At 72.9% G+C, this 22,958-nt stretch carries 16 protein-coding genes and 1 tRNA gene; 7 read left to right on the plus strand and 10 right to left on the minus strand.

Annotation, left to right across the window (positions count from 1 at the left end; all coding sequences use genetic code 11):
- The first annotated feature begins 2 nt into the window (after positions 1–2).
- Positions 3–905 (plus strand): hypothetical protein, encoded by a 903-nt coding sequence (locus tag J1M46_RS06520; RefSeq protein ID WP_206447082.1) that lies wholly within the window; start codon positions 3–5, stop codon positions 903–905.
- Here J1M46_RS06520 and J1M46_RS06525 read toward each other — a convergent pair.
- Positions 898–2,376: a S1C family serine protease gene (locus J1M46_RS06525; protein ID WP_206447083.1), complete on the minus strand. Its 1,479-nt coding sequence runs from the start codon at positions 2,374–2,376 to the stop codon at positions 898–900. The two genes, J1M46_RS06520 and J1M46_RS06525, sit on opposite strands and share 8 nt — an antisense overlap.
- 64 nt (positions 2,377–2,440) lie before the next feature.
- Here J1M46_RS06525 and J1M46_RS06530 point away from each other — a divergent pair, with 64 nt between their 5' ends.
- Positions 2,441–3,649 (plus strand): aminotransferase class I/II-fold pyridoxal phosphate-dependent enzyme, encoded by a 1,209-nt coding sequence (locus J1M46_RS06530; protein WP_206447084.1) that lies wholly within the window; start codon positions 2,441–2,443, stop codon positions 3,647–3,649.
- A 43-nt stretch (positions 3,650–3,692) separates the two neighbouring features.
- Here J1M46_RS06530 and J1M46_RS06535 read toward each other — a convergent pair whose 3' ends face one another.
- The gene (locus tag J1M46_RS06535; RefSeq protein WP_206447085.1) at positions 3,693–4,502 is read right to left on the minus strand and encodes a nitrilase-related carbon-nitrogen hydrolase; all 810 of its coding nucleotides are present in this window, start codon (positions 4,500–4,502) and stop codon (positions 3,693–3,695) included.
- A gap of 73 nt (positions 4,503–4,575) precedes the next feature.
- Between J1M46_RS06535 and J1M46_RS06540 the strand changes: the two genes are divergently transcribed.
- Both J1M46_RS06540 and J1M46_RS06545 read left to right on the plus strand, forming a co-directional pair.
- Positions 4,576–4,881, plus strand: a complete 306-nt coding sequence (locus tag J1M46_RS06540) for a thiamine-binding protein (RefSeq protein ID WP_206447086.1) — start codon at positions 4,576–4,578, stop codon at positions 4,879–4,881.
- Positions 4,878–5,564: an AIM24 family protein gene (locus J1M46_RS06545; protein WP_206447087.1), complete on the plus strand. Its 687-nt coding sequence runs from the start codon at positions 4,878–4,880 to the stop codon at positions 5,562–5,564. The genes J1M46_RS06540 and J1M46_RS06545 overlap by 4 nt, the downstream gene beginning before the upstream one ends.
- A 27-nt stretch (positions 5,565–5,591) precedes the next feature.
- On the opposite strand, the gene J1M46_RS06550 is transcribed toward J1M46_RS06545, so the two are convergent.
- From J1M46_RS06550 to J1M46_RS06565, 4 genes are all read right to left on the minus strand, one after another.
- Positions 5,592–6,347, minus strand: a complete 756-nt coding sequence (locus J1M46_RS06550; protein ID WP_206447088.1) for a class I SAM-dependent methyltransferase — start codon at positions 6,345–6,347, stop codon at positions 5,592–5,594.
- A 102-nt stretch (positions 6,348–6,449) separates the two neighbouring features.
- A tRNA-Met gene (locus J1M46_RS06555) sits at positions 6,450–6,523 on the minus strand.
- A 63-nt stretch (positions 6,524–6,586) separates the two neighbouring features.
- A complete protein-coding gene (locus J1M46_RS06560; RefSeq protein ID WP_342384301.1) occupies positions 6,587–9,562 on the minus strand; it encodes a UPF0182 family membrane protein in 2,976 nt (991 codons plus the stop codon).
- A gap of 53 nt (positions 9,563–9,615) precedes the next feature.
- Positions 9,616–10,752: a YlbL family protein gene (locus J1M46_RS06565; RefSeq protein ID WP_206447089.1), complete on the minus strand. Its 1,137-nt coding sequence runs from the start codon at positions 10,750–10,752 to the stop codon at positions 9,616–9,618.
- Positions 10,753–10,772: 20 nt separating this feature from the next.
- Here J1M46_RS06565 and J1M46_RS06570 point away from each other — a divergent pair, with 20 nt between their 5' ends.
- Positions 10,773–12,164 carry a zinc-dependent metalloprotease gene (locus J1M46_RS06570; protein ID WP_206447090.1) on the plus strand — a complete coding sequence of 464 codons (1,392 nt, stop codon included), beginning with the start codon at positions 10,773–10,775 and terminating at the stop codon, positions 12,162–12,164.
- A gap of 66 nt (positions 12,165–12,230) precedes the next feature.
- Entirely contained in the window at positions 12,231–12,980 is a 750-nt protein-coding gene (locus J1M46_RS06575; protein WP_206447091.1) for a hypothetical protein, read from the plus strand.
- Here the strand turns inward: J1M46_RS06575 and J1M46_RS06580 are convergent.
- Positions 12,865–14,643, minus strand: a complete 1,779-nt coding sequence (locus J1M46_RS06580) for an ATP-dependent helicase (RefSeq protein ID WP_342384302.1) — start codon at positions 14,641–14,643, stop codon at positions 12,865–12,867. The two genes, J1M46_RS06575 and J1M46_RS06580, sit on opposite strands and share 116 nt — an antisense overlap.
- Entirely contained in the window at positions 14,628–15,524 is an 897-nt protein-coding gene (gene nudC / locus J1M46_RS06585; protein WP_342384303.1) for an NAD(+) diphosphatase, read from the minus strand. Before nudC ends, J1M46_RS06580 begins: the two co-directional genes overlap by 16 nt.
- Positions 15,525–15,582: 58 nt before the next feature.
- On the opposite strand from nudC, the gene J1M46_RS06590 reads away from it, so the two are divergent.
- Positions 15,583–16,686, plus strand: coding sequence for a phosphotransferase (locus tag J1M46_RS06590; RefSeq protein ID WP_206447093.1), 1,104 nt, complete (start codon positions 15,583–15,585; stop codon positions 16,684–16,686).
- On the opposite strand, the gene J1M46_RS06595 is transcribed toward J1M46_RS06590, so the two are convergent.
- Both J1M46_RS06595 and J1M46_RS06600 read right to left on the minus strand, forming a co-directional pair.
- Positions 16,672–19,815, minus strand: a complete 3,144-nt coding sequence (locus J1M46_RS06595) for an ATP-dependent DNA helicase (RefSeq protein WP_206447094.1) — start codon at positions 19,813–19,815, stop codon at positions 16,672–16,674. The genes J1M46_RS06590 and J1M46_RS06595 overlap by 15 nt on opposite strands.
- On the minus strand, positions 19,812–22,907 hold the full coding sequence (locus J1M46_RS06600) for a PD-(D/E)XK nuclease family protein (RefSeq protein ID WP_206447095.1): 3,096 nt from the start codon (positions 22,905–22,907) through the stop codon (positions 19,812–19,814). Before J1M46_RS06600 ends, J1M46_RS06595 begins: the two co-directional genes overlap by 4 nt.
- Positions 22,908–22,958: the final 51 nt, after the last annotated feature.

The raw sequence follows: 22,958 nt of genomic DNA on the forward strand, positions 1-22,958 counted from the left end.
CGATGGGTGAACTGGAAGCGAACGAGGACCTCGGCTGGCTGATGAAGACGCTCGAGGGCATCCTGGGCGTGCAGCGGCCGCTGGTCGTCAACCACCTGCGCTCGCTGCGCCGCAAGCATCCGCACCTCACGCCCGAGCAGATGATCAGGCGGCTCGAGAGGCAGTACCTCGCCGCCGTCTCCTCCGGCGGCGCCGCCGTCGGAGCGACGGCGGTCGTGCCCGGCATCGGCACCGCCGCCGCGCTCGGGCTCACGGTCGCCGAGACCGTCGGCTTCCTCGAGGCCAGCGCCTTCTTCGGCCAGGCCGTCACCGAGGTGCACGGCATCGCGGTGGAAGACGAGCAACGCGCGAAGGCGCTCGTGATGGGTCTCATGCTGGGCACGGGCGGGCAGTCGCTCGTCCAGCGCGCCGCGGAGCAGGCGATGGGCCGCGGCGGCAGCGGCAACGCGTACTGGGGGCGCCTGGTGACGTCGGCGATGCCGGCGGGCGCGATGGGCCAGGTCATCGACTTCATGCGGCGCGCGTTCCTGCGCCGCATGGCGCGCAACACGGGCGCGTCGATGGTCGGCCGTGCCATGCCCTTCGGCATCGGGGCCGTCATCGGCGGGGTGGGCAACAACGTCCTCGGCCGACGGGTCGTGAAGGCGGCGCGGGAGGCCTTCGGCCCCGCCCCGTCGCAGTTCGACGCCAACCTCGCCCCGCGCATCAAGGAGGTGCAGCCCAGCCTCGGCTCCCGCATCCGCGAGGCGCGCGAGATCGAGCGCGAGGGGCTCGGCGGCGGCCTGCGGCGCTTCCGTGCTCGCCGTGGCGCGCAGGACGACGCGCCCGAGCAGCCGAACGGCGCGCCGCCGGTGCAGGATGCACCGGACGACGCGCCGAGGGACGACCCGCGCGCGGCTAGCTGAGGGCGCCGAGCGTCACCTGCGCCTCTGACTCCTGACCGTCGCGCTGGTAGATGACGGTGACCTCGCTGCCGGCGGCGTGCGAGCGCACCTGCGCGGTGGCGTCGACCGCACCGGTGACGGGCTGCCCGTCGATCTGCGTGATCACATCGCCTGCCTGCAGGCCCGCCTCGGCGGCAGCGCCGCCGTCGCTGATCTCCTGCACCTGGGCGCCGACGGTGCCGACGGAGGCGTCGGTCACGTCGCTGACGGTGGCGCCGAGCAGGCCGTGGGTCGCCTCGCCGGTCGCGATGAGCTCCTCGACGACACGCTGCACGAGGTTCGCCTCGATCGCGAAGCCGATGCCGATCGAGCCGGCCGTCTCGCCCTCCGACGCGCCCATGCTGGCGATCGCCACGTTGACGCCCATCAGCTGCCCGGATGCGTTCAGCAGGGCGCCGCCCGAGTTGCCCGGGTTGATCGACGCATCCGTCTGCACGACCGGGATGGAGATCTCCTGCGGCGCGGCCTGCGCGCCGTTCTGCTGCCAGAAGCCGAACGGCGACTGCTGCGACTGCTGCTGGTCGGCGTCCTGCGGCGCGGCGCTCGAGGCGATGCGCAGACCGCGGTCGGCGGCGGAGACGATGCCGTCGGTGACCGAGTTCGACAGGCCCAGCGGCGCGCCGATCGCGATCGCGGTGTCGCCCACGCGCACGTCGTCGCTGGAGGCGAAGGTGATCACGGGCAGATCGGCGTCGACCTTGATGACGGCAAGGTCGACGATCGGGTCGGTGCCGACCACCTCGGCGGCGAGCAGCCGGCCGTCGCTGGTCTCGACCGTGATCTGCGCGTCGGCGCTCTGGCCGTCGAGGGTGACCACGTGGTTGTTCGTGACGATGTAGCCGCCCTCTGCGACGGCCACGCCGGAGCCCTCGCCGGAGCCGTTGCGCGAGACCGCCTGCACGGTGACGACGGATGGGCCGGCAGCGGCAGCGACGTCGGCGACGGTGCCCGGGTCGGAGACGGCCTCTGCAGAGGTGCCGTCCTGGTCCGAGCCGTCGCCGCCGGGGGCGGACTGCGTCTGCGGCTGCTGCTGGTTCAGCGCCAGCACGCCACCGCCGAAGCCGGCCGCGCCGCCCAGCAGGCAGGCGGCGACGACCGAGGTCACGACCAGGCCGGTGCGGCGGCGCGGCCGCGGCGCCTGCAGCGCTTGCGTGGCAGCCGGTGCGCTCGCCTGCTGCGCCGCGGGTGCGCTCATCTGCGGCGCAGACGCCTGCTGCCAGTGCTGCTGATATGGCCGTGGCGGCTGCACGCCAGGCTGCTCGCCCGGCTGTTGGCCAGACTGCTGGCCTGGCTGCTGGCCTGGCTGCTGGCCTGGCTGCTGGCCCGGCTGCTGGTACTGCTGAGGGTAGGGCTGCTGCGGCTGCCGCTGCATGGGGTTCGGCACGCTGTCGTACGGGTTCGTCATGACGCCCAGCGTGGCACCCGAACCCATGCGATTCCTACGCGATGCCGATGTCGACCGTTCGGAACCCGGCAGAAGCGGGTAGCGTCGGAGCATGGAGCAGGCACCTTGGCAACGAACCGCACACGGCGCAGGTCTGCTCGGCGCCGACGGCCGGCTGGCGCCGACGATCTTCGCCGAGATGACCGCGCTCGCCACGAAGACCGGAGCCCTCAACCTGGGCCAGGGCTTCCCTGACGAGGATGGCCCGCGCGCCGTGCTCGACGCGGCGAAGCACGCGATCGACCACGGTCGCAACCAGTACGGGCCGGCCCGCGGGGCGCAGGAGCTGATCGACGCGATCATCGAGCACCAGCGCCGCTTCTACGGCATCGGGCTCGGCCGCGGCGACGTGCTGGCCACCGCCGGCGCGACCGAGGCGCTGGCCGCCACGATGCTCGCCTACCTGAACCCGGGCGACGAGGTGGTCGTCTTCGAGCCCTACTACGACGCCTACGCGGCGGTCGCCGCGCTCGCCGGCGCTGTGCTGGTGCCGGTGCCGCTGGCGGCGCCCGACTTCGAGCCCGACATCGACCGGCTGCAGCGTGCCACGAGCCCGCGCACGAGGATGATCATCGTCAACTCGCCGCACAACCCGACCGGCTCGGTCTTCAGCGAGGAGACCATGCGGCACATCATCCGGGTCGCCGAGCGCCGCGACGCGATCATCGTCACCGACGAGGTCTACGAGCACCTGGTCTACGACGAGCAGCACGTGCCGCTGGCCTCGTTCGACGCTGCGCGCGAGCGCCTGGTGTCGATCTCCTCAGCGGGCAAGACCTTCTCGGTCACCGGCTGGAAGATCGGCTGGATCATGTCGACGCCCGAGCGCATCGCGCAGATCAGCGCCGTCAAGCAGTACATGACGTTCGTCAACGGCGCACCGTTCCAGCCCGCCGTCGCGGTCGGGCTGCGCCTGGGCGACGAGCACTACGACACCATCGTCGCCTCGTTCGCGCGCAAGCGCGACATCCTCACGCGGGGCCTGCGCAAGGCCGGCTTCACCGTGCACGAGGCCAATGCCGGCTACTTCGTGCTGGCGGATGCCGCGCCGCTGGGCATCGAGGACGCCACCGAGCTCTCCAGGCGGCTGCCGGAGCTGGTGGGCGTGGTGGGCGTGCCGCTCTCGGCGTTCGCGCGGCCGTCCCGCCGCGACCTGCGCTCGACGATGCGCTTCGCGTTCTGCAAGTCGGACGACACGCTGCACGAGGCTGCCTCGCGCCTGGCGGGCCTCAAGGACGCCGCGCTGCAGCCCACCTCGTAGCGTCGCGGCGGCCGGCCCGGCGGGCAGGGCCCGACCGGACGGTTCAGCCGATGCGGTAGCGCCGATTGGCGAGCGAGGGATTGCGCGCACGTGTGCGCTCGGTCGCGGCCGGGTCGATCGGTGCGACCGCGATGCCCTCCTCGTCACCCAGCGCGGCGAGCGGGATGCCCATCGGGTCGACGATGAGCGAGCAGCCTGCCGCCAGCGGCGGCGCCTGATCGGCTGCGACGACGTGCACGGTCGACTCGATCGCCCGCGCGGTCACGAGCGTCGTCCAGTGCCGCTCCTTCTGCGGGCCGCGCACCCACTCGGCGGGCACGACGACCACGTCGGCCCCCGCATCCACCAGTCTCCTGGTCGTCTCGGGGAAGCGCAGGTCGTAGCAGGTCTGGATGCCGATGCGCGTGCCGAAGGCCTCGACGACGGGTGTCTGCGCCGGGTCGCCGGCGGTGAGCCAGTCGGATTCGCGGCTGCCGAACGCGTCGTACAGGTGCACCTTGCGGTAGGCCTCGCGGATGCCGGAGGCGTCGACGGCGACGACCGTGTTGGCGACGCCGGCCTCGAGCCGCTCCACCAGGCCGGCCACGACGAGCGCACCGTGCGCGGACGCGCGCTCGCGCAGCATCGTGACGAAGGGGCCGTCGAGCGCCTCCGCGGCGGCCGGTGCGGTCGCCGCGAGGTCCTTCGAGCAGTGCTGCGAGTACTCGGGCAGCACGATCAGCCGCGCACCGCGAGCGGCCGCGAGGTCGATCCAGCGCGCCGCGGCGATGCGGTTCTCACCCGTGTCCGCACCCGGCGCCCACTGCACGGCTGCGGCCAGCAGCATCCGCTCGTCTTCCCCGGTTTCTCGCATGGCTCCACCCTAGGACGCGGACCTCGCGATCTCAGGCGCGGGATGCCAGGATCGGTGCGACGAAGGGAGCAGGATGCTCGTCGCATTCTCTGTAGCACCAGGCACCGCGGGCCCCGACGGCTCGGTGCACGATGCGGTCGCGGCCGCCGTGCAGGTGGTCCGCGACAGCGGCCTGCCCAACCGCACCGACGCGATGTTCACGACCATCGAGGGCGAATGGGATGAGGTCTTCGCCTGTCTCAGGCGCGCCACCGACGCCGTGCTCGCGCACTCGCCCCGGGCATCCCTCGTGCTCAAAGCCGACATCCGACCAGGCTGGACGGGCGAGCTCGACGGCAAGGTCGTCAGGCTCGAGCAGGCCCTGGAGGGGGAAGCATGAGATCAGAGCTGTTCGCCGAGGCGAATCAGGAGACCCAGTCGACCGAGCGGTGGGTGAAGCAGTCGAGCAAGATGCTGCGCATCAACGTCTCCGGCGGTCGGGACGTGCTCTCGGCCAAGGGCGCGATGGTCGCCTACCAGGGCCAGATCGACTTCCAGCACGAGGGCGCCGGCGCGGGCCGCATGCTCAAGAAGCTGGTCACCGGCGAAGGCGCCGCGCTGATGCGGATGCGCGGGGAGGGCGAGGTGTTCCTGGCCAGGGATGCGGCGAACGTCTTCACCGTGCAGCTCGAGAACGAGGGGCTCTCGGTGAACGGGAAGAACCTGCTCGCCTTCGACGCCGAGCTGCAGTGGGACATCAAGATGCTGCGCAGCGGCAACATCATGGCCGGCGGCCTCTTCAACGTCGAGGTGGGCGGCACCGGCACCGTCGGCGTCTCCTGCGAGGGCGAGCCGCTGCTGCTCGACTGCTCGCGGCAGCCGACGTTCGTCGACCCGAACGCCGCGGTGTGCTGGTCGGCCGGGCTGAGCCCCAGCGTCGTGAACTCGATGAACATGCGCTCGCTGCTGCGCGGCGGCACCGGCGAGGCCTTCCAGCTCGCGTTCCACGGCCCCGGCTTCGTCGTGGTGCAGCCCAGCGAGGGCAGGCAGGAGCCGTCGGGCTCGAACGGCGGCGGCCGCTAGATCGACGGCGCCGCCCCGCGGCCGCGCTCACCGGTGCGTGCCGCGGGCGGCGTTGGCGACGGCGCGCACGTCGAAGGGGGGCGAGGGCAGCAGCTCGCGGCATCGCTCGAGCAGCCGCGCACGGGCATCCGGGTCCAGGCTCGCCACATGGTCGCCCGGTGGGCCGACGCCGAGCTCGAACGGCGCCCACCAGGAGTCGAGGTCGTCGAAGCGCACCGAGACGGCGATCGGCGCCTCCAGGACGTCCGCGAGTCCGCTCCCCCGCAGCAGGCCGCCCAGGTCGCCCGCGCGGCGACCCATGGCGAGCGTCTCACCCGGGACCGGCCCGTCGCCGTGGTGCAGCGCCGCGACCGCCTGCCAGAACACTGCGAGCGGCCCGGCAAGGTGATCCCACACGCACACGGCGACCGTGCCGCCGGGCTTCGTGACCCGTGCCATCTCGGCCACGCCCGCGGCGGGATCGCCCATGAACTGCACCACCAGCTGCGCCAGTGCGGCGTCGAAGCCCGCATCGGCGAACGGCAGCGCCTCTGCCGCGGCCTCCAGCACCCGCGCTCCGGGATGCCGCTGTCTCGCTGCGGCGACGAAGCCCGGCGAGGGGTCGACGGCGCTCACCCGGGCGCCGCGCCGCAGCAGCTCCCCCGTGAGCGCACCCGGGCCGCAACCGACATCGAGCACGTCTCCGCCATCCACGCTGGCGAAGTCGAGCAGCACGGCGGCGAGCGGCGACGAGAACCGGCCCATGAACCGGTCGTAGGAGTCTGCCGAGACCGCGAAGCCCATGCGCGCAGGCTACGCCGCGCGCTGTGAGCGCGACAGTGCGGAAACGCAGAAGAGGCCCTCTTCCGAGGGCCTCTTCCTGTGCCGCAGTTCGCGGACTTCTTGTTGCGGGGACAGGATTTGAACCTGCGACCTCCGGGTTATGAGCCCGGCGAGCTACCGAGCTGCTCCACCCCGCGGCACAAGAAATGACTCTACCAGGGGTCGAGCCGCGGGGCAAATCGCTGCGGTGCCGCGGCCTCCTACGGTGCCGTGGTCTCCTCCGGTGCAGGCGTCTCCTCCGGCGCGGGGGTCTCCCCGGGTGCCGGCTCCCCCTCGATCTGCGCCGAGAGGTCGAGCGCCTCCGTGACCGCGGCGACCATCCGCTCATTCGCCTCGGCTGCGGCGACCGGGTCGTTCGCAGCGTAGGCCGCCTCGCGCTCCTGCAGCGCCGTGCCGGCTGCCTGGATGGCGGCACTCAGCTGCGTCTGCAGGCTGCCATCGGGCGCGGGCTCCTCGCCCTCGCCGGTGCCTTCGCCCTCCTCGGGGTTCGTCGGATCGACGCCCGAGTCGCCGGCCTCCGCTCCGGAGTCTCCGCCGAACAGGGCGTCGAGCGCTTCATCCAGCGTGTCCTCGAAGGCGATGTCGTTGCCGAACGAGACCAGGATCTTCCGCAGCACCGGGTACGAGGTCGCTCCCGTCGACTGCAGGTAGACCGGCTGCACGTAGAGCAGTCCGCCACCGACCGGCAACGTCAGCAGGTTGCCGCTGATGACCTCCGAGGCACCCTGTCGCAGCAGGTTCAGCTCTCGCGAGACCTGGTCGTCCGTGTCGAAGGTGTTCTGCACCTGACCGGGGCCGGGGATGGATTTGTCCTTCGGCAGCATCTGCAGCGTCAGCTGCCCATAGCTATCTGCCACCTCGCCCGCTGTGCCGCCCGCATCCGCGTTCACCGACAGGTAGCCGTAGAGCACGTTGCGGCCGTCGCGCGGGATGAAGGTGGAGTAGAGCGTGAAGGCCGGATCCTGCCCGTCGACCGACATCGTCAGGTAGTAGGGGGGCTGCGTCGGGGCAGCTGCCTGCGTGGAGCCGACGGTCGGGTCAGTCGGCGTCGCCCACTGGTCGTCGCCCGAGAAGAAGGTGTCGGGGTTCGTGACGTGGTAGTCGCCCAGGATCGAGCGCTGCAGCTTGAACATGTCGGCCGGGTAGCGCACGTGGCTCAGCAGCTCGCCCGACATCTCGCTGATGGGCTCGATCGTGCCCGGGTAGATGTCGTTCCACGCCTGCAGGATCGGATCCTCGGGATCCCAGGCGTAGAGCGTGACCGAGCCGTCGTAGGCGTTCACGACCGCCTTGACCGAGTTGCGCACGTAGTTGATCACGTCGCCGATCGGGGGCGTCGGGTTCGTGGAGTCGGCGATGGCCTGGGCGACGGAGCGGTGCGACGAGTAGGGGTAGGACGAGGCGGTCGTCATGCCGTCGACGATCCACACGAGCTGCTCGTCGACGATCGCCGGATAGGTGTCGCTGTCGAGCGTCAGGTAGGGCGCGACCTCGGCGACGCGCTCCAGCGGGTCGCGGTCGTAGAGGATCTGCGAGTCGTCGGTGACCGCGTCGGAGAGGATGATCTGCTCCGACTGGAACTTCAGCGCGTAGACGAGTCGATTGAAGATGTTGTCGAGCGCCGGTCCACCCTCGCCCGCGAAGGTCGTCTCGGCGTTGCCGGCACCCTCGTCGCTCGAGAGCGGGTAGTCGAGCTCGAGCGGGTCAGAGCCTTCGGGGCCGCCGACGATCGAGTAGTCGGGCATCTCCTCGCCGAAGTACACGCGCGGCTCGTACTCGCCCAATTCGCCCGTGGTGGGGATGCCGGACTGGAGGAAGACCGGCTGACCCTCCGGGCCGCGCTGGTTGCCGTAGGCCGCGACCACGCCGTAGCCGTGCGTGTAGACGATGTGCTGGTTGAACCAGTTGTCGTCGGCGAGGCCGGCGAGGTCGAGCTCGCGCACAGCGATGACGGTGTCCTGCGTCTGACCGTCGATCTCGTAGCGGTCGACGTCGAGCTGATCCTGGAAGCCGTAGTACTGGCGGTATTCCTGCAGGTTGGCGAAGGCGTCCGTCACGAGCGCCGGGTCCATGATGCGGATGTTCGCGGTCGTCTCCGCATCCGCACGCAGGGCTCCGGGCTCGGCGTCGGTACTCGCATCCGACGCCGTCTCGACCATCCCGTCGACGCCCCAGGCCGCGCGGGTGGCATCGATGTTGCGCTGGATGTACTGCGCCTCGAGGCTGCGCTCGGTCGGCTCGACCTGGAAGCGCTGCATGATCGCCGGGTAGGCGACGCCGACGACCAGCGAGGCGGCGATGAGCAGCCCCGTGCCGACGATCGCGATGCGCCAGCGGCCGATGATCGCGGTGACGATGAAGAAGATGGCGACGAGGCCCGCGATGCCCGCGAGGATCTGCGCCGCGGGGATCGACGCGTTGACCTCGGTGAAGCCCGCGCCGGTCGCGAGGAAGCCCTGCGAGGTCTGCGCGAGCGATGCGTACTGGCCGAGCCAGATCGAGACGCCCAGCACGAGCATGTAGAGCGCGATGATGATGGCGAGCTGGATGCGCGCGGAGCGCGAGATGCGCACCTCGCGACCGGTGACGCGGATGGCGCCGTAGAGGTAGGCGGTCGCGAGCGTGGCCACACCGCTGATGAACAGCACCGCGAGCGCGAAGCCGACGATCTGCTGGTAGAACGGCAGCTCGAAGATGTAGAAGCCGACGTCGAGGCCGAACTGCGGGTCGGTCTCGCCGAAGGGGCGTCGGTTGAGCCACAGCTGAGCGGTCTCCCACTGCGAGGCGGCAGCGATGCCCGAGAAGAAGCCGAGAGCGACCGGCGCGGCCCACATGACGAGCTTGCGCAGCGGCTCGACGAGCTCCTGGTAGCGGTCGAGCTGCGAGTTGAGCTGCGCGTAGACGGGGCGCGAACGGAACGCGATCTGCACCGCGAGCGCGAGCGGCACGGCCATCGCGACGAAGCCGATCAGGAACATCACGGCGATGGACACCCAGCGCGTCTGGAGCACCTGCACGAAGCCCAGCTGGTCGAACCAGAGGATGTCGGCGTAGAAGCCTGAGAAGAGCACGAAGGCGCCGATGATTGCGGCGACGATCAGGACCGTGATCAGCAGCGGCGAGGGCCGCTGCCTCCCGGTGGTCGCGATGGGCGGTCGTTCGGCGTTGGCAGACACGTCGTATTGCTCCAGAAGCTATGCGGGCGGTGCGACCATCGTATCCATGGTCCCTATGAGTCCGCGCCGCTCCCGCACGTGGGCAGCCCGGCGGTGTCGGCGCCCGTGGCGACCGTCTCGACGGCGGTGATCGCGTCATCGAGCGTGTCGACGGCGAAGACCGTCAGGCCGTCCGGGATGTGGCCGACGACCTCGGCGCAGTTCTCGACCGGCGCCAGGAAGTGCGTGGCGCCGGCGTCGACCGCGCCGTAGAGCTTCTGCACGATGCCGCCGATCGGGCCCACGTCGCCGAGCGCGGCGATCGTGCCGGTGCCCGCCCAGACGGTGCCGGCGGTCATGGCGCCGGGGGTGAGCTCGTCGACGATGCCGAGCGCGAACATCATGCCGGCGCTCGGGCCGCCGACGTTCGGCAGCTCGATGTCGACCTCGAAGGGGAAGGTGTACTCGTTCGACGCGTATATGCCGACCAGCCGCTCATCACCCTCGACCAGCGGCGTGACCTCGACCGTCATCGACGCACCGCCGCGCTCGATCTCGAACACCGTCGGGCCGTCGACGGCGGCGATGGACTCGCGGATCGACCAGACGTCGTACGGCGTGCGGCCGTTGACGCTCAGGATGCGGTCGTTCGGCTGCAGCAGGCCGTCCGCCGGGGTATCCGGGATGACGCCCGCGACCCGGACCTCGCTGGCGACATCGTGGCCCTCATGCAGCAGCGCGGCCGCGATGGCGGCCTGCTGGGAGTTGCGCATGTCGACCTGGCCGGCCTCGTTCGACTGCTCGATCGTCTGCGATGGCGGGAAGGCGACCGACATCGGGATGATCGAGTCGGCCGGATCCAGGTAGGCCTGCGCGACCGACACCCAGCTGAGCGGGCGCTGCGGGTTGCCGAACCACGCGAGGGTCAGCAGCCGCAGCTCGCCCTCTGTGGGGTACGTCTCGGCACCGCTGATCTCGATCAGCGGGCCCGCATCCGTCTGGCCCAGGGTGTCGTAGGTGGGGCCCGGCACCTCGACCACATACGGCGAGGGCACGAAGGCGAGCCCCAGCGAGGCGAGCGCCGCGGCCGCGAGCGCGCCCCAGCCGGCACGACGAAGACGCCTCGGGCGGATGTCCGGGAAGCGGTGGGGCACCGGCTGTTCGCGGACGGCGGAGGGCTGGATGGGCGGAATCCCGGCGGGTATGGACATGCTGCGGATAGCGTAGTCGCATGCCTGAGGACTCCGACGATCGGCTCCCCGAGGACGAGCTGCGCGAGATGCTGCAGCAGTTCCTGTCAGGGGAAGGACCGATCGATCCAGCCCGCCTCGCGGGCGCCGCGGGGATGCCCTCCGATCCTGCCCAGCTGCAGGCGCTGATGGCGCAGCTGCAGGCCGCGCTCGCGCGCACCGAGGACGGGATCGACTGGTCGGCCACGAAGCGTCAGGCCGCCGCAGTCGTGCAGCGCGACCCGGGCTCGGTGACGAGCGCCGAGCGCGAGGCCGTGCAGCAGGCTGCAGACCTTGCGGCCATGTGGCTGGGCGAGACGACCGAGCTCGGCGCCGCGACCGGGCTGACGATGCTGTCGCGCCAGCAGTGGGTCGACGCGACCATCCCGGTGTGGCAGGAGATGAGCGAGCCGGTGGCGAACAGCATCGCGAACGCGCTCACCCGAGCCATGCAGGAGCACGCGCCCGAGGAGGCGCAGGAGATGCTCGCCGGTGCCGAGAAGATCCTCCGCAACGTCGGCGGCACCATGTTCGCGATGCAGCTGGGCAATGTCGTCGGCCAGCTCGCCGGCGAGACCGTCGCCGGCGGGGACTTCGGGTTCCCGCTGCTCGAGGACACCGCGGCCCTGCTGCCGGTGAACCTGCGCACGGCCGCCGAGGGCCTCGAGATCCCCGAGGACCAGGTGCGCATCTGGATGGCGGCGCGCGAGCTCGCCCATGCCCGCCTCTTCCACCACGCGCGCTGGCTGCGCCTGCATGTGCTCTCCTCCGTGCGCGAGTACGCCGAGGGCATCCGCATCGACGTCGACCGGCTCGAGGAGCTGGCCGAGTCCTTCGACCCGACGAACCCCGAGGAGCTGCGACAGGCGCTCTCGAGCGGTGCGCTCATCCCGCCGAAGACGGCCGAGCAGCAGGAGGCGCTCGCGCGCCTGGAGACCACGATCGCCCTGATCGAGGGCTGGGTCGACGCCGTCACGGAGGCGGCCACCGCGCGGCTGCCCAAGCGCGATGCGATCGCCGAGTCGGTGCGTCGCAAGCGCGCGACCGGCGGACCGGCCGAGAAGGCCTTCGGCACGCTCGTCGGCCTCGAGATCCGCCCGCGCAGGCTGCGCGAAGCCGCGGCGTTCTGGCGCACGGTGACGGATGCGGTGGGTGCGGAGGTGCGCGACTCGCTCTGGGACCAGCCCGACCTGATGCCGGGCTCCGCCGACATCGACGACCCCTCGCTCGTGATCGCGCGGCTGCAGGGCGTTGGCGAGCTCGATGAGATGGACCTGGCGCTGCAGGAGCTGCTCGACGACGCCGAGCGCGGCGAGCCCCACGGTGACGAGCCCGAAGGTGACGAGCCCGACGGTGACGAGCCCGACGACGACCAGGAGCCCAAGCAGGGCTGACGCCCGCTCCAGCGCGCCTGTGGAGAACTGCCGACGCGATCGGCCGGATCGGCGCACCATGCGCCCATGCTCCGACTCGATCCCCATCTGGCCGTCTTCCGCTCCACCCCCGAGCGCATCGTGATCGGGGCGCAGCAGCCGGTCGCCGTGCTCGACGCCGACCCCCCGACGCTGCGCGCCATCGCCGCCATGACGCGAGGCGTGCTGCCGCAGGAGCTCGAGCAGCTCGTCGGCGACGCATATGCACACTCGCTGCTCACCCAGCTGGCTCCGGCGCTCGTGGACGCGGCACCGGCCGTGCCCGTGCTGGTGCGCGGACGCATCCGCCTGTCAGAGCAGCTGCACCGAGCGGTGCGTGACTCCGGGCACCGCGCGGGCAGCGACGGCATCATCGTGCCGGTCGCGCCCTGGCGCATGCCGGCCGCGGAGACCGAGCGGCTGCTCTCGTCGGGTGCCGCGCACCTGCCCGTCGTGCTCGGCGATGCCTGGGTGCAGGTGGGCCCCTACGTGAGCGCGGGTGGCGGATGCGTGCAGTGCACACCGCGGGACGCCACGCTGCTGCCCGCACACCTGGTGCCGGAGGCGGGCCCGATCGCCGCAGCGCAGACGGTGGTCACCGTGCTCGATGCGCTGCGGCGCGCGGGTGCCGGCGCGCTGCCCGAGGGCTGGGCGGTGCAGATCAGCCAGCGCGACGGCGCGGTCAGCGCGCAGCGGCGCCGCCGGCCGTGCCAGCACCAGCGCGGCCGCCAGCTGACCGGCCCGCCCGAGCGCCCTGCGGCGGAGCCAGCTCGGTCAGGAAGCGCGATGGCTGCCTGACCGCGTGGCCGGAGCCGTGCGCCCAGGTGAGCGAGAGCGTGCGCTCTGCCCGGGTGATGGCCACGTAGAGCAGCCGCCGCTCCTCATCGATCTCAGCGAGCGTGGTCGCATGCGAGACCGGCAGCAGCCCCTCGGCGAGGCCCACCACGTGCACGTGCTGCCACTCGAGGCCCTTCGCGGCGTGGATGGTGGCGATCGTGACGGCGGCGACGGTCGGCTCGTGCTCGGTCTGCGCGCGGCGCTGCAGCTCGCGGGCGAAGCCGGGCAGATCCGTGCCGCCCGCCTCCTCGGCGAGGGTCACGAGCGCGTGCAGCGCATCCCACTGGGCGCGCTCCTCGCCGTGGGTCGCGGGCGCTTCGGCGCGATAGCCGAGCCCCATCACGATGTCGGTGACCGATTGGAACACCGGCCGGTGATCGGCGGGCGCGCTGCGCAGCATCATCACGGCCCGCTTGACGACGGGGATCTCGAAGAAGCGGGCGGAGCCGCGCACGGTCGATGAGAGCCCGACGCCCGCGAGCGCCTGCTCGATCAGGCCCGACTGCGCGTGGAAGCGGGTGAGCACCGCGATGCGGCTGGGGTCGGCGCCGGCGTCGACCTGGGCGCGGCAGGCGCCGGCGACGGCCGCGGCCTCGGCGGAGTCGTTGGCGTGCGTGGTCATGCTCGGCTCGCGGCCGGGCTCCCCCGATGCCGCGGTCAGCGTCAGCGCGTCGCGGCCGCGCATGAGCCGGTTCGCGCTTCCGACGATCGCCGAGGTCGACCGGTACGAGCGCTCGAGCCGCACGACCTCGGCGTCGGGGTGCTCGTGCAAGAAGCGGTTCATGCTGGCCGCATCCGCGCCCGCGAACGAGTAGATCGTCTGACTCGGGTCGCCGACGATGCAGATGTCGCGGCGCTCGCCCAGCCAGGCGGCCAGCACCCGCTGCTGCATGGGCGAGACGTCCTGGTACTCGTCGACGGTGAAGTGGCGGTAGCGCGAGCGCACCTCGTCGGCCACCACCGGCTCGCGCTCGATCATGCCGGCGGTCGCCAGCAGCACGTCCTCGAAGTCGATCTGGCGCCGCTCGTCCTTGACCCGCTCGTAGGCCATGTGGAGATCGAGCATCGCCTCGGGCGCGATGCCGGTGGGCATCGGGCGGATGCGCGCCTGCACCCCGTAGTCCTCCATGGTCATCGCCTGCGACTTGCGCCACTCGATCTCGCCCGCGGCGTCGCGCAGCTGCGCGGTCGGCAGGCGCAGGCGCAGCTGGGCAGCCGCATCCGCGACCGTCGCCGCCTTCTGCGGCAGCAGCTTCGGCATGTGCGAGCCGGTGATGCGCGGCCAGAAGTGCGAGAGCTGCGCGAGCGCGGCCGCGTGGAACGTGCGCGCCTGCACTCGGCTGGCGCCCAACCGCGCCAGGCGCGTGCGCATCTCCCCCGCCGCGCGCGCGGTGAACGTGAGCGCGAGCGAGGCGTGCTCCGCCTGCTCGCCGGTGGCGACGGCGTAGGCGATCCGGTGCGTGATGGCGCGCGTCTTGCCCGTGCCGGCGCCGGCGAGGATGGCGACCGGTCCTCCGAGGGTGGTCGCCGCCTGCCGCTGCTGCTCGTCGAGGCCGGCGAGGATGCGGTCGGCGTCGGTGATCGGCGCATCCGCCATCGACGCATCCGTCATCGTTCGAGCCACGCCTCGAGGATCCAGGAGGCGATCGAGGTCGAGCCGGGCAGCTGCACGACGCCGGCGCGCAGCTCGTCGCGGGTGAACCAGCGGACGTCGAGGATCTCGACGCCGTCTGGCACGATCGCGTCGGGCTCGGGAGCGACGCACTCGAAGCCGAGCATGAGGCTGCGCGGGAACGGCCACGGCTGCGAACCGAGGTAGCGCGGCTCGACCACGCGCAGCCCGGTCTCCTCGTGCACCTCGCGCACGACGGCGGCCTCGAGCGATTCGCCGGGGTCGACGAAGCCGGCGATCAGCGAGTAGCGCCCCTCCGGCCAGGCGGCGTTGTGCCCGAGGAGGATGCGCTCGTCGGCCTCGTCGTGGATGGCGACGATGACCGCGGGATCGGTGCGGGGGAAGTGCGGTGCGCCGCTGTCGGAGCGGCGCACCCAGCCGGATTCCTCGAACACGGTCGGCAGGCCGTCGACGGGGCTGTGATGGCTCTCGCGCTGCCACACGCCCAGCGCCACCGCCTGCACGAGCACCCCGGCGTCGGCGTCGTCGAGCTCGGCACCGACCTCGCGCAGCGAGCGCCACTCGGCGCCGTCCACGTCGAACGGCTCGGCGACGAGCATGCTCAGCACGATCACGCCCTGCTCTCCGGGCGCCTCGGGCGCCAGCCTGCCCAGCCAGCTGGGCGGCACGGCCGGCTCGACGGCCACGGCGGTCCTCGGGAGCGCATCAGGGGCGAAGCGCACGAGCCTGCCGTCGTGCACGGGCGAGCGATCGCCGGCGACGACGATCACGCGTGTGGAGGGCAGCTCGAGCGCGCGCGCGACGGCGTCGGGCGCGATCCTCGCGACGTGGTCGCGATCGAGTCCCGATCTGGCAAGCGGGGGTACCTGCACGTCACCTCCGTCGCGTGGCGCGGCCTCCTGCGAGCGAGGTCGGCCTAGCCTGGCATCCATGAGCACGAACCCCTTCACTCTAGCCGCGCTCGCCACCACCGCAGTCGACGGCCTCGAGGTCGTCGGCGCGACGGAGGACGGCTCCGACGAGCATCGCTCACTGGTCGCGGCGCGCCTCGCCGACGGCGAGACGGTGCAGGTGGTGCTGCCCCGCTCGGTCACCGCGCTGCGCACCGCGAAGGAGCACGCCTCCGCGCTCAGCGCCCTCACCCTCGCGACCCGCTCGCGGCTGCCGTTCGAGGTGCCCTCGGTGCTGGGCACGACCGAGGCTGGCAAGTCGACGCTGTTCGTGCTCACCCGACTCGGCGGCACGACCATGCGGCTCGCCGACATCTCGCCGGCGAAGCCCGGCTTGGCCGTGAGCGTCGGCCAGGCGATCGCCGCGGTCCACGAGCTCCCGACCTCCGTCGCGGCAGACGCGGGTCTGGCCAGCGAGAGCGCGGCGTCGCTGCGCGCGCGGCTGCTCGAGACCTTCGACCGCGCTGCTGCCACCGGATCGGTGCCGACGGCGCTGCTGCATCGCTGGGAGACGGCACTCGGCGACGACCGGCTCTGGCAGTTCAAGCCGACGCTCGTGCACGGCGACCTGCAGGCGCCCGCCTTCCGGGTGGAGGGCCCTCGCGTGGTCGGGCTCGACGGCTGGCACGGGCTCTCGATCGGCGATCCCGCCCGCGACCTGGCGTTCCTGCTCGGCTCGAGCGAGTTCGGCAGCGTCGACGAGGCCTTCGAGGCGCACGCCGCCGCGCGCGGCATCGGCGACCGCCAGGTGCGGCAGCGGGCGATGCTGCACGCAGAGCTCGACATCGCGCGCTGGCTGCTGCACGGCGCCGAGCGGGACGACGCATCGATCGTCGAGGACGCCAAGGGCATGCTCGCCGGCCTGGTCGCGCGGGTGGACAGCGATCAGGGCGCCGCGATCGCGCCGGAGCGGCTCGAGACGATGGATCTCACGGGGGTGCAGGAGTACCTGGGCGGGGCGGTCGTCTCGGCGCCCGCCGAGCAGCCGACGGAGGTCGTCGAGAACCCGGTGGCGCGCGACGCCGATGCCGCCGGCGCCGACGACGAGACCGGCCGCATCGACGACGCCTCAGCCGAGCGCTGAGGCCTCCGCCACCGCCTGCTGCGCCTGCAGCCACCGGGCCTCGAGCTCGGCGAGGGACTCGATGCGCTCCGGCCTGATCGTCGTGTCGTGCTCGACGAAGTACAGCTCGGCGTCGACCTGCTCGGGGTCGAGCCCCGCGTGCGCCGCGTAGGCCGCGCGGTACAGCGCCAGCTGCAGCTGCCGCGACTCGAGGTCGGCCGCGCCTGAGGGCAGGCGCCCGGTCTTCCAGTCGACGACGGTCGCACGGTCGCCGTCGCGGTAGACGGCGTCGATCTTGCACACCACCGTCGTGCCCGCGAGCGGCAGGTGGATCTCGATCTCGGTCTCGACGGGCTGCCTGGCGCCGTAGGGCGAGGCGAGGAACGTCTGCTTGAGCCGCTCGAGCCGCTCCGCGTCGATGCCCACGAGCTCCTCGTCGAGCGCCTCGTCGTCGACCGCGTCGCCCAGCCCCATGGCGCCGTCGCGGCGCTCCACCCAGCCGTGGAAGAGCGTGCCGAGCCTGGTGGCCGCGAACGGCTGCTGGGGCATCGGGCGCGCGATCTGCCTGGCGACCGCGACGGGGTCGGCGGCCCAGTCCTTGAATCCGGATGCGGCGATGCGGCTGGGCAGGGTCAGTGCCGTCTGCACACGGTCGGCGAGCAGCAGCGCGATCGCGGCATCCCACGGGGTCGCCTGCGTCGGGTCGGCCGCGTCGACGCGGGCGGCGGCGCGCTCGACCTCAGTGCGGCGCCGGCCGAGGGGGTCGACGGGCCAGGACACCACTGCGGAGCCGCCCGCTCGCGGATTGCCGTCCTCCTTCGAGGCCGGCTCGAGCAGCTCGACGCCCATCGACTCGGCGGCGAGCTCGAGCAAGCGGGTCGGCTTCGCCGGCGTCGTGCCGGTGCCGTACCACTGGGCGCCCGAGAGCCAGAGCGCGCGGCGCGCGCGGGTGACGGCGACGTAGGAGAGGCGGTCGCCCTCCGACGCACCGTGCTCGGCGAGCTGCGCGAGGAACTCCCCGCGTGCGGCCAGGTAGTCGTGGATGGTCGGCTGCTCATGCTCGAGCTGCGGCAGCATCGCCGCGTCGCCGCGCAGCGGGAACGGCAGCTTGCCCCAGTCGAGCCAGCCCCGCGAGCTGGGATCCTTCCGCGCCTGCGCGAGCCGGGGCAGCGCGACGACATCCCACTCGAGGCCCTTGGAGGCGTGCATCGTGAGCACCTGCACGACCCCCGGTCGCGGCTCCTCCTGCGGCGCATCGGGGCCGCGCCCGCGCTCCACCGCCTCGAGGTAGGTGAGCAGCGCCTCGAGGGTGCCATGCTCGTCCGCCGAGGCGAACGCCTGCACCTCGCGCGAGAAGGCGTCGAGCGCCGCACTCGTGCGGCCGGGGTTCGCGCCCACCTCGATGTCGAGGCGCAGCGCGCGCTCGACCGTCCGCACGTAGTCGGGCAGCGGCATTCCGGCCTGCCTGCGCAGCTCGCGCAGCAGCGTCGCCGCCTGCCGCATCCGTGCCGTGCCCTCGTCGCTCGCGCCCTCGAGCGCGGCACCCTCGGCGAGCGCGTCGAGCGCGTCGACGATCGACGACGAGGCCTCGGCGACGACCGCGGCACGATCGCGGTCGCGCTGCTCGTCGCTCAGCCCAGCGCGCGCCATGCGCTGCGCGGAGCGCTGCAGCGCCATCAGGTCGGCGACGCCGATGCGCCAGCGGCTGCCGGCCAGGAGTCGCACGAGGCTCGACCCCTCCTCCGGGCGGCCGAGCACCCGCAATGCCGCGACCAGGTCGACGACGGCGGGATCCTCGAGCAGGCCGCCGCCGCCAGTGCGCGAGACGGTCAGGCCGCGGGCGGCGAGCGCGCTGGAGAGGTCGATGGCGTGGCCGTGCGTGCGCACGAGCACCGCGGCGGTGGTGTCGCCGCCGCCTGCACCGTGCTGCCGCAGCCAGCCGGCGAGCTCGTCGGCCTCCTCGTCGACGGTGCTGCAGTGCCGGACGGCGACCTCGCCGGCGCCCGCCCCTGCGCGCGCCGAGAGCGGCTCGACCGGCACCTCGGGGCGCTTCGGCAGCTCGTCGGCGATGGCGCCCGCGAGCTGCAGGATGGCGCTGTCGTTGCGCCAGCTCGTCGACAGCGTCGCCTTCGCGGTGGCGCCGAAGTGGCGCTCGAAGAGCGCGAGGGTGCCGGCGCTGGCCCCGCGGAAGCCGTAGATGGCCTGGTTGGGGTCGCCGACGGCCATGACCGGGGTGTCGTGGAAGATCCTGCCGAGCAGCTCGAGCTGCAGCACCGAGGTGTCCTGGAACTCGTCGAGCAGCACGAAGCGGTGCCGCTCGCGCAGCTCGTCGACGGCCCCGCCGTGCGCGAGCAGCGCATCGAGGGCGAAGCGCACCTGGTCGCTGAACTGCACGACGCCAAGGCGCCGCTTCTGCTCGTCGAACGCGTCGACGAGCTCGCTGAGCGGCGCGAGCGCACCGATCCGGGAGATGTCGGCGTCGAAGTCCTGCTGCGCCTTCTGCGCAAGCGCGCGCTTGGCGGCGGGGTCCGGCGGCAGGTCGGCCTTCGCGGTGAACGCCGAGGCGTAGCCCGCCTGCCGCAGCTGCTCGGTGGAGACGTGGTGGTCACCGAGCTCGCCGGCCAGGCGCAGCACGTGCTCGGCCACCCGGGTGGCGGTGCCGATGCCCGCGAGCCGCTGATCGTCGGAGGCGCGCGCGATGCGCAGCGCCAGCAGCAGCGCAGCGGGATCGGAGAGCACCTCGGAGTCGGGGTCGCGCCCGATGAGCAGCGCCCACTCCTTGAAGAGCGTGCCGGCGAACGAGTTGTAGGTCTGCACGACGGGCTTGCGGGTGGCGACGATCTCCTCGTCGACGAGCTTCGCGGCGGCGAGCTGCGCGAGCTCCTTGTCGAGCCGCTCTGCCAGTTCGCGCGCGGCCTTGCGCGTGAACGTCAGGCCCAGCACCTCGTCTGGCATGGCGTGCTTGTTGGCGACCAGCCAGAGCACGCGCTGCGCCATGGTGTGGGTCTTGCCGCTGCCGGCGCCGGCGACGACCAGCGTCGGAGCGTGCGGAGCCTGGATGACCGCGCGCTGCTCGTCCGTGGGCGGCAGCGGCCGCTCGCCCTTCGCGGCGGCGAGCAGCTCGGCGAGCTCGTCGGGGCTGTACGTCATTCGGTGACCTCCGGGAGGACGTGGATGGAGCACTGACCGAAGGAGAAGTCGTCGTAGCAGTGCTCGGCCGGCGACGCCGAGAAGGCTGCACCGCCCATGGTCTCGATCGCCGCGCGCAGGTGCTCGGCGAAGTGCTCGCGCACGGCCTCGAACTCAGGCGTCTCGACGACCTTCTTGACGGTGCCGACCCGCGGCATGAAGAGCCGCGCCTCGGTCTTCGACTCGGCGGGCACGCCCTCGATCGCGCCGAGCGAGACCGCGAACTGGTAGGCCCGCAGCTGCAGGTTGCCGAGCTCGGCATGGTTCTCGGGCTTCTTCTTGCCGGTCTTCAGGTCGACGACCCGCACGGTGCCGTCGGCGCCGTGCTCGAGCCAGTCGATCGAGCCCTTGAGCTGGCTGCCGTCGTCGAACGCGACCGTGAAGCGTGCCTCGTGCTCGCCCGCATCGACCCGCCAGCGCTCGCCGCGCAGCCGCTGGAAGTAGTCGGCGATCTGCGCTGCGACCGGCGGGATGTCGGCGCGCTGCGCCGCGGCCTCCCAGGTCGACTCGTGCACCAGCTCGCCGACTCGAGCATCGATCGCGGCCTCGAGGGCAGCGGCATCGGTCGGGTCGGCCGTCTCGACCGCCTCGTGCACGATCGTGCCGAAGCCCGCTGCGCGGTTGGAGGTCGATCCCGCGAGCCGGTCGATGACCCAGGCGACCTGGCACTCGTCGAGCTTCTGCAGCGAGGACGGCGAGGCGACGACGGCGTCGTCGAGGTCGAGCCGCGCCTCGGTGCTCACCGGAGCGAGGCCCGCCCAATCCGAGGTCGCGGCGCCCGGCACGCCCTCGGCGGCGAGCCGCTGCAGCGCCGCGGCCGCCGCCTCGTCGTCGCGCTCGACCACGCGCCTGCGCAGGTGCGCCGCGAGCGAGCGCAGCGAGTGCCAGGCCTCGGCGTGCGGCGGCACCCGCGTCGCGCCGGCGGTGAACGGCGAGGGCTGCTCGTCGTCGCTCTCGACGGCCGCGAGCACGACGGTCGTGCGCGCGGTCGACACGGCCTTCGCGAACGTGCGCAGCTCGTCGTGCAGCACGGCGGTGCGCGCATCGTCGGTGCTGTCGCCGTCGAGCCGGTTGGCACCGAGCAGCGAGCCGCGCGGTCGCAGGTTGGGCCAGACGCCCTCCTGCAGGCCGGCGACGACGACCGTGTCGAGCTCGCGCCCGACGAACTGACCGGGCGTGCCGATCGCGACCCTGGCGCCCTCGGTGCGCGCCGCGAGCGAGTCGTCATCGACGCTGGAGGCGAGCCAGGCGTCGACGAAGCCGGCGGTGTCGATATCGGGCCGGCGCTCGATGAGTCGCGCGACCTGGTCGAAGAGCGCCACGACGGCGTCGAGCCGCCGGTTCGCGAGCGCGCGCTCGACGCTGCCGCCCTCGAGCGCGGCGCGCTGCCAGGTGTCGGCGACGCCGGCGGCGGCCCACGCCGCCCACAGCACCTGATCAGCCGACGCGGGCGCCGCTGCCTCGACGAGCGAGCGGGCCTCGCGCAGCATCGTCGCGAGACGGCGGGCCGCAGAGGCGCCGGCGCGCGCCCCGCGCAGCTCGGCGAGGTCGTCGGGTCGTTCGATGGCCGCCCGGACGAGCTCGGCACCGGGCACGTGCACCTCGCCCCCGCCGGCGATGATGCGGTGCCGCAGCGCCCGCTTGAGGCGGCGCACCGCCAGCGCGTCGAGCCCCAGCAGGTCGCTGCGCAGCAGCTGCTCGGCGAGCTCGCCGGTCAGCGGCACCCGCCCGGTCGCGAGCGCGAGCACCTGCACGAGCGCCTCGACCACCGGCGCCTCGCGCAGCCGCGTTGGACCGCCGGAGGCGATGGGGACGTCGAGGGCCGAGAGCATCGAGGCCAGCTCGGCAGCCGCGCGGCCGGTGCGCATGATGACGCCGATCGCGTCGTGCGGGACGCCGGCCAGCCGCCGATCGTGGATGACCCGCGCGATCTGCCGCGCCTGCTCCTCGAGCGAGTCGGCCACGCGCAGCTCGACGACGCCCTGCACCGCCGGGGAAGGCCCGGCGACACGGTGGTCGCTCGCGCCCGCCGCGCCGATCCCCTCCGCGAGCTTCGCCGCGAATGCGCGGATGCCGGCGCCGTGGCGGTGGTCGCGCTGCAGCACCAGCCGATGGCCGGCGCGGTCGGCGAAGCCCAGCCGCGCGGGCAGCTTCGCGAGCAGCGCCGGGTCGGCACCGCGGAAGCCGCCCGTGGTGGTGTCGGGATCGCCGAACGCGATCACGGCCGCGCCGCGCCGCCGCAGCGCCTCCAGCAGCACGACGGCGCCCTCGGTGAGCTCCTGCGCATCGTCGACCAGCACGAGCGCGGGCACCGGAACGTCGGTCGTGGCGATCCTCGTGGCCGCCGTGCGCAGCAGCGAGGCGGCGGTGACCGCGTCTGCGCCGCGCCGCTCGAGCCGCTGCAGCCGTTCGAACTCCGCCGTGAAGGTCGCTGCCGCCACCCACTCGGGAACGTCGCGCTCCCTGCCCCGCTGCGCCAGCGCATCCGCCCCGATCCCCCGCTCGGCGGCGGCGGCCATCAGCTCGCGCAGCTCGGCGCGGAAGCCAGGCTGCTCGCGCACCTCCGGGCCCAGGTGCTCGGGCCAGTCGGGGCCGGCGGCGAGGCCCGTCGCAGCATCGTCGGCGTGGCCGGCGAGCATGGCGGCGATGATGCGATCCTGCTCGGCGCCCGAGAGCAGCTGCGGGGCCGGGCGGCCCTCCGCGAGTGCGGCTTCGGTCAGCACGGCGTGGGCGAACGACGGCATCGAGCGCGCGAGCGGGCCGGGGGTGACGAGCGCCGTGCGGGCCGCCAGCCGGTCGCGCAGCGAGGTGGCCGCCTGCCGCGAGCCCGCCACCACCAGCAGCTCGGCGGGCCCGAGGCGATCGGTGCGCCGCTGGTCGAGGCGGTCGGCGGCCAGCTCGACCAGCGTGGTGGTCTTGCCGGAGCCCGCGACACCGAGCACGATGGCGGATGCGTCGGCAGGCAGTGCGAGCACGGCGCGCTGGGAGGCGTCGAGGGTCGGCGGCTGGTGGGTCGCAGCGGGTTCGACAGGCACAGCGGGTTCGGCAAGCACAGCGCCACGGTATCGACGGCCGCCGACACCGGGCGCGCGGCCCTCCGGCCT

The sequence above is a fragment of the Agrococcus sp. KRD186 genome, from assembly GCF_017168255.1.
Taxonomy (GTDB): Bacteria; Actinomycetota; Actinomycetes; order Actinomycetales; family Microbacteriaceae; genus Agrococcus.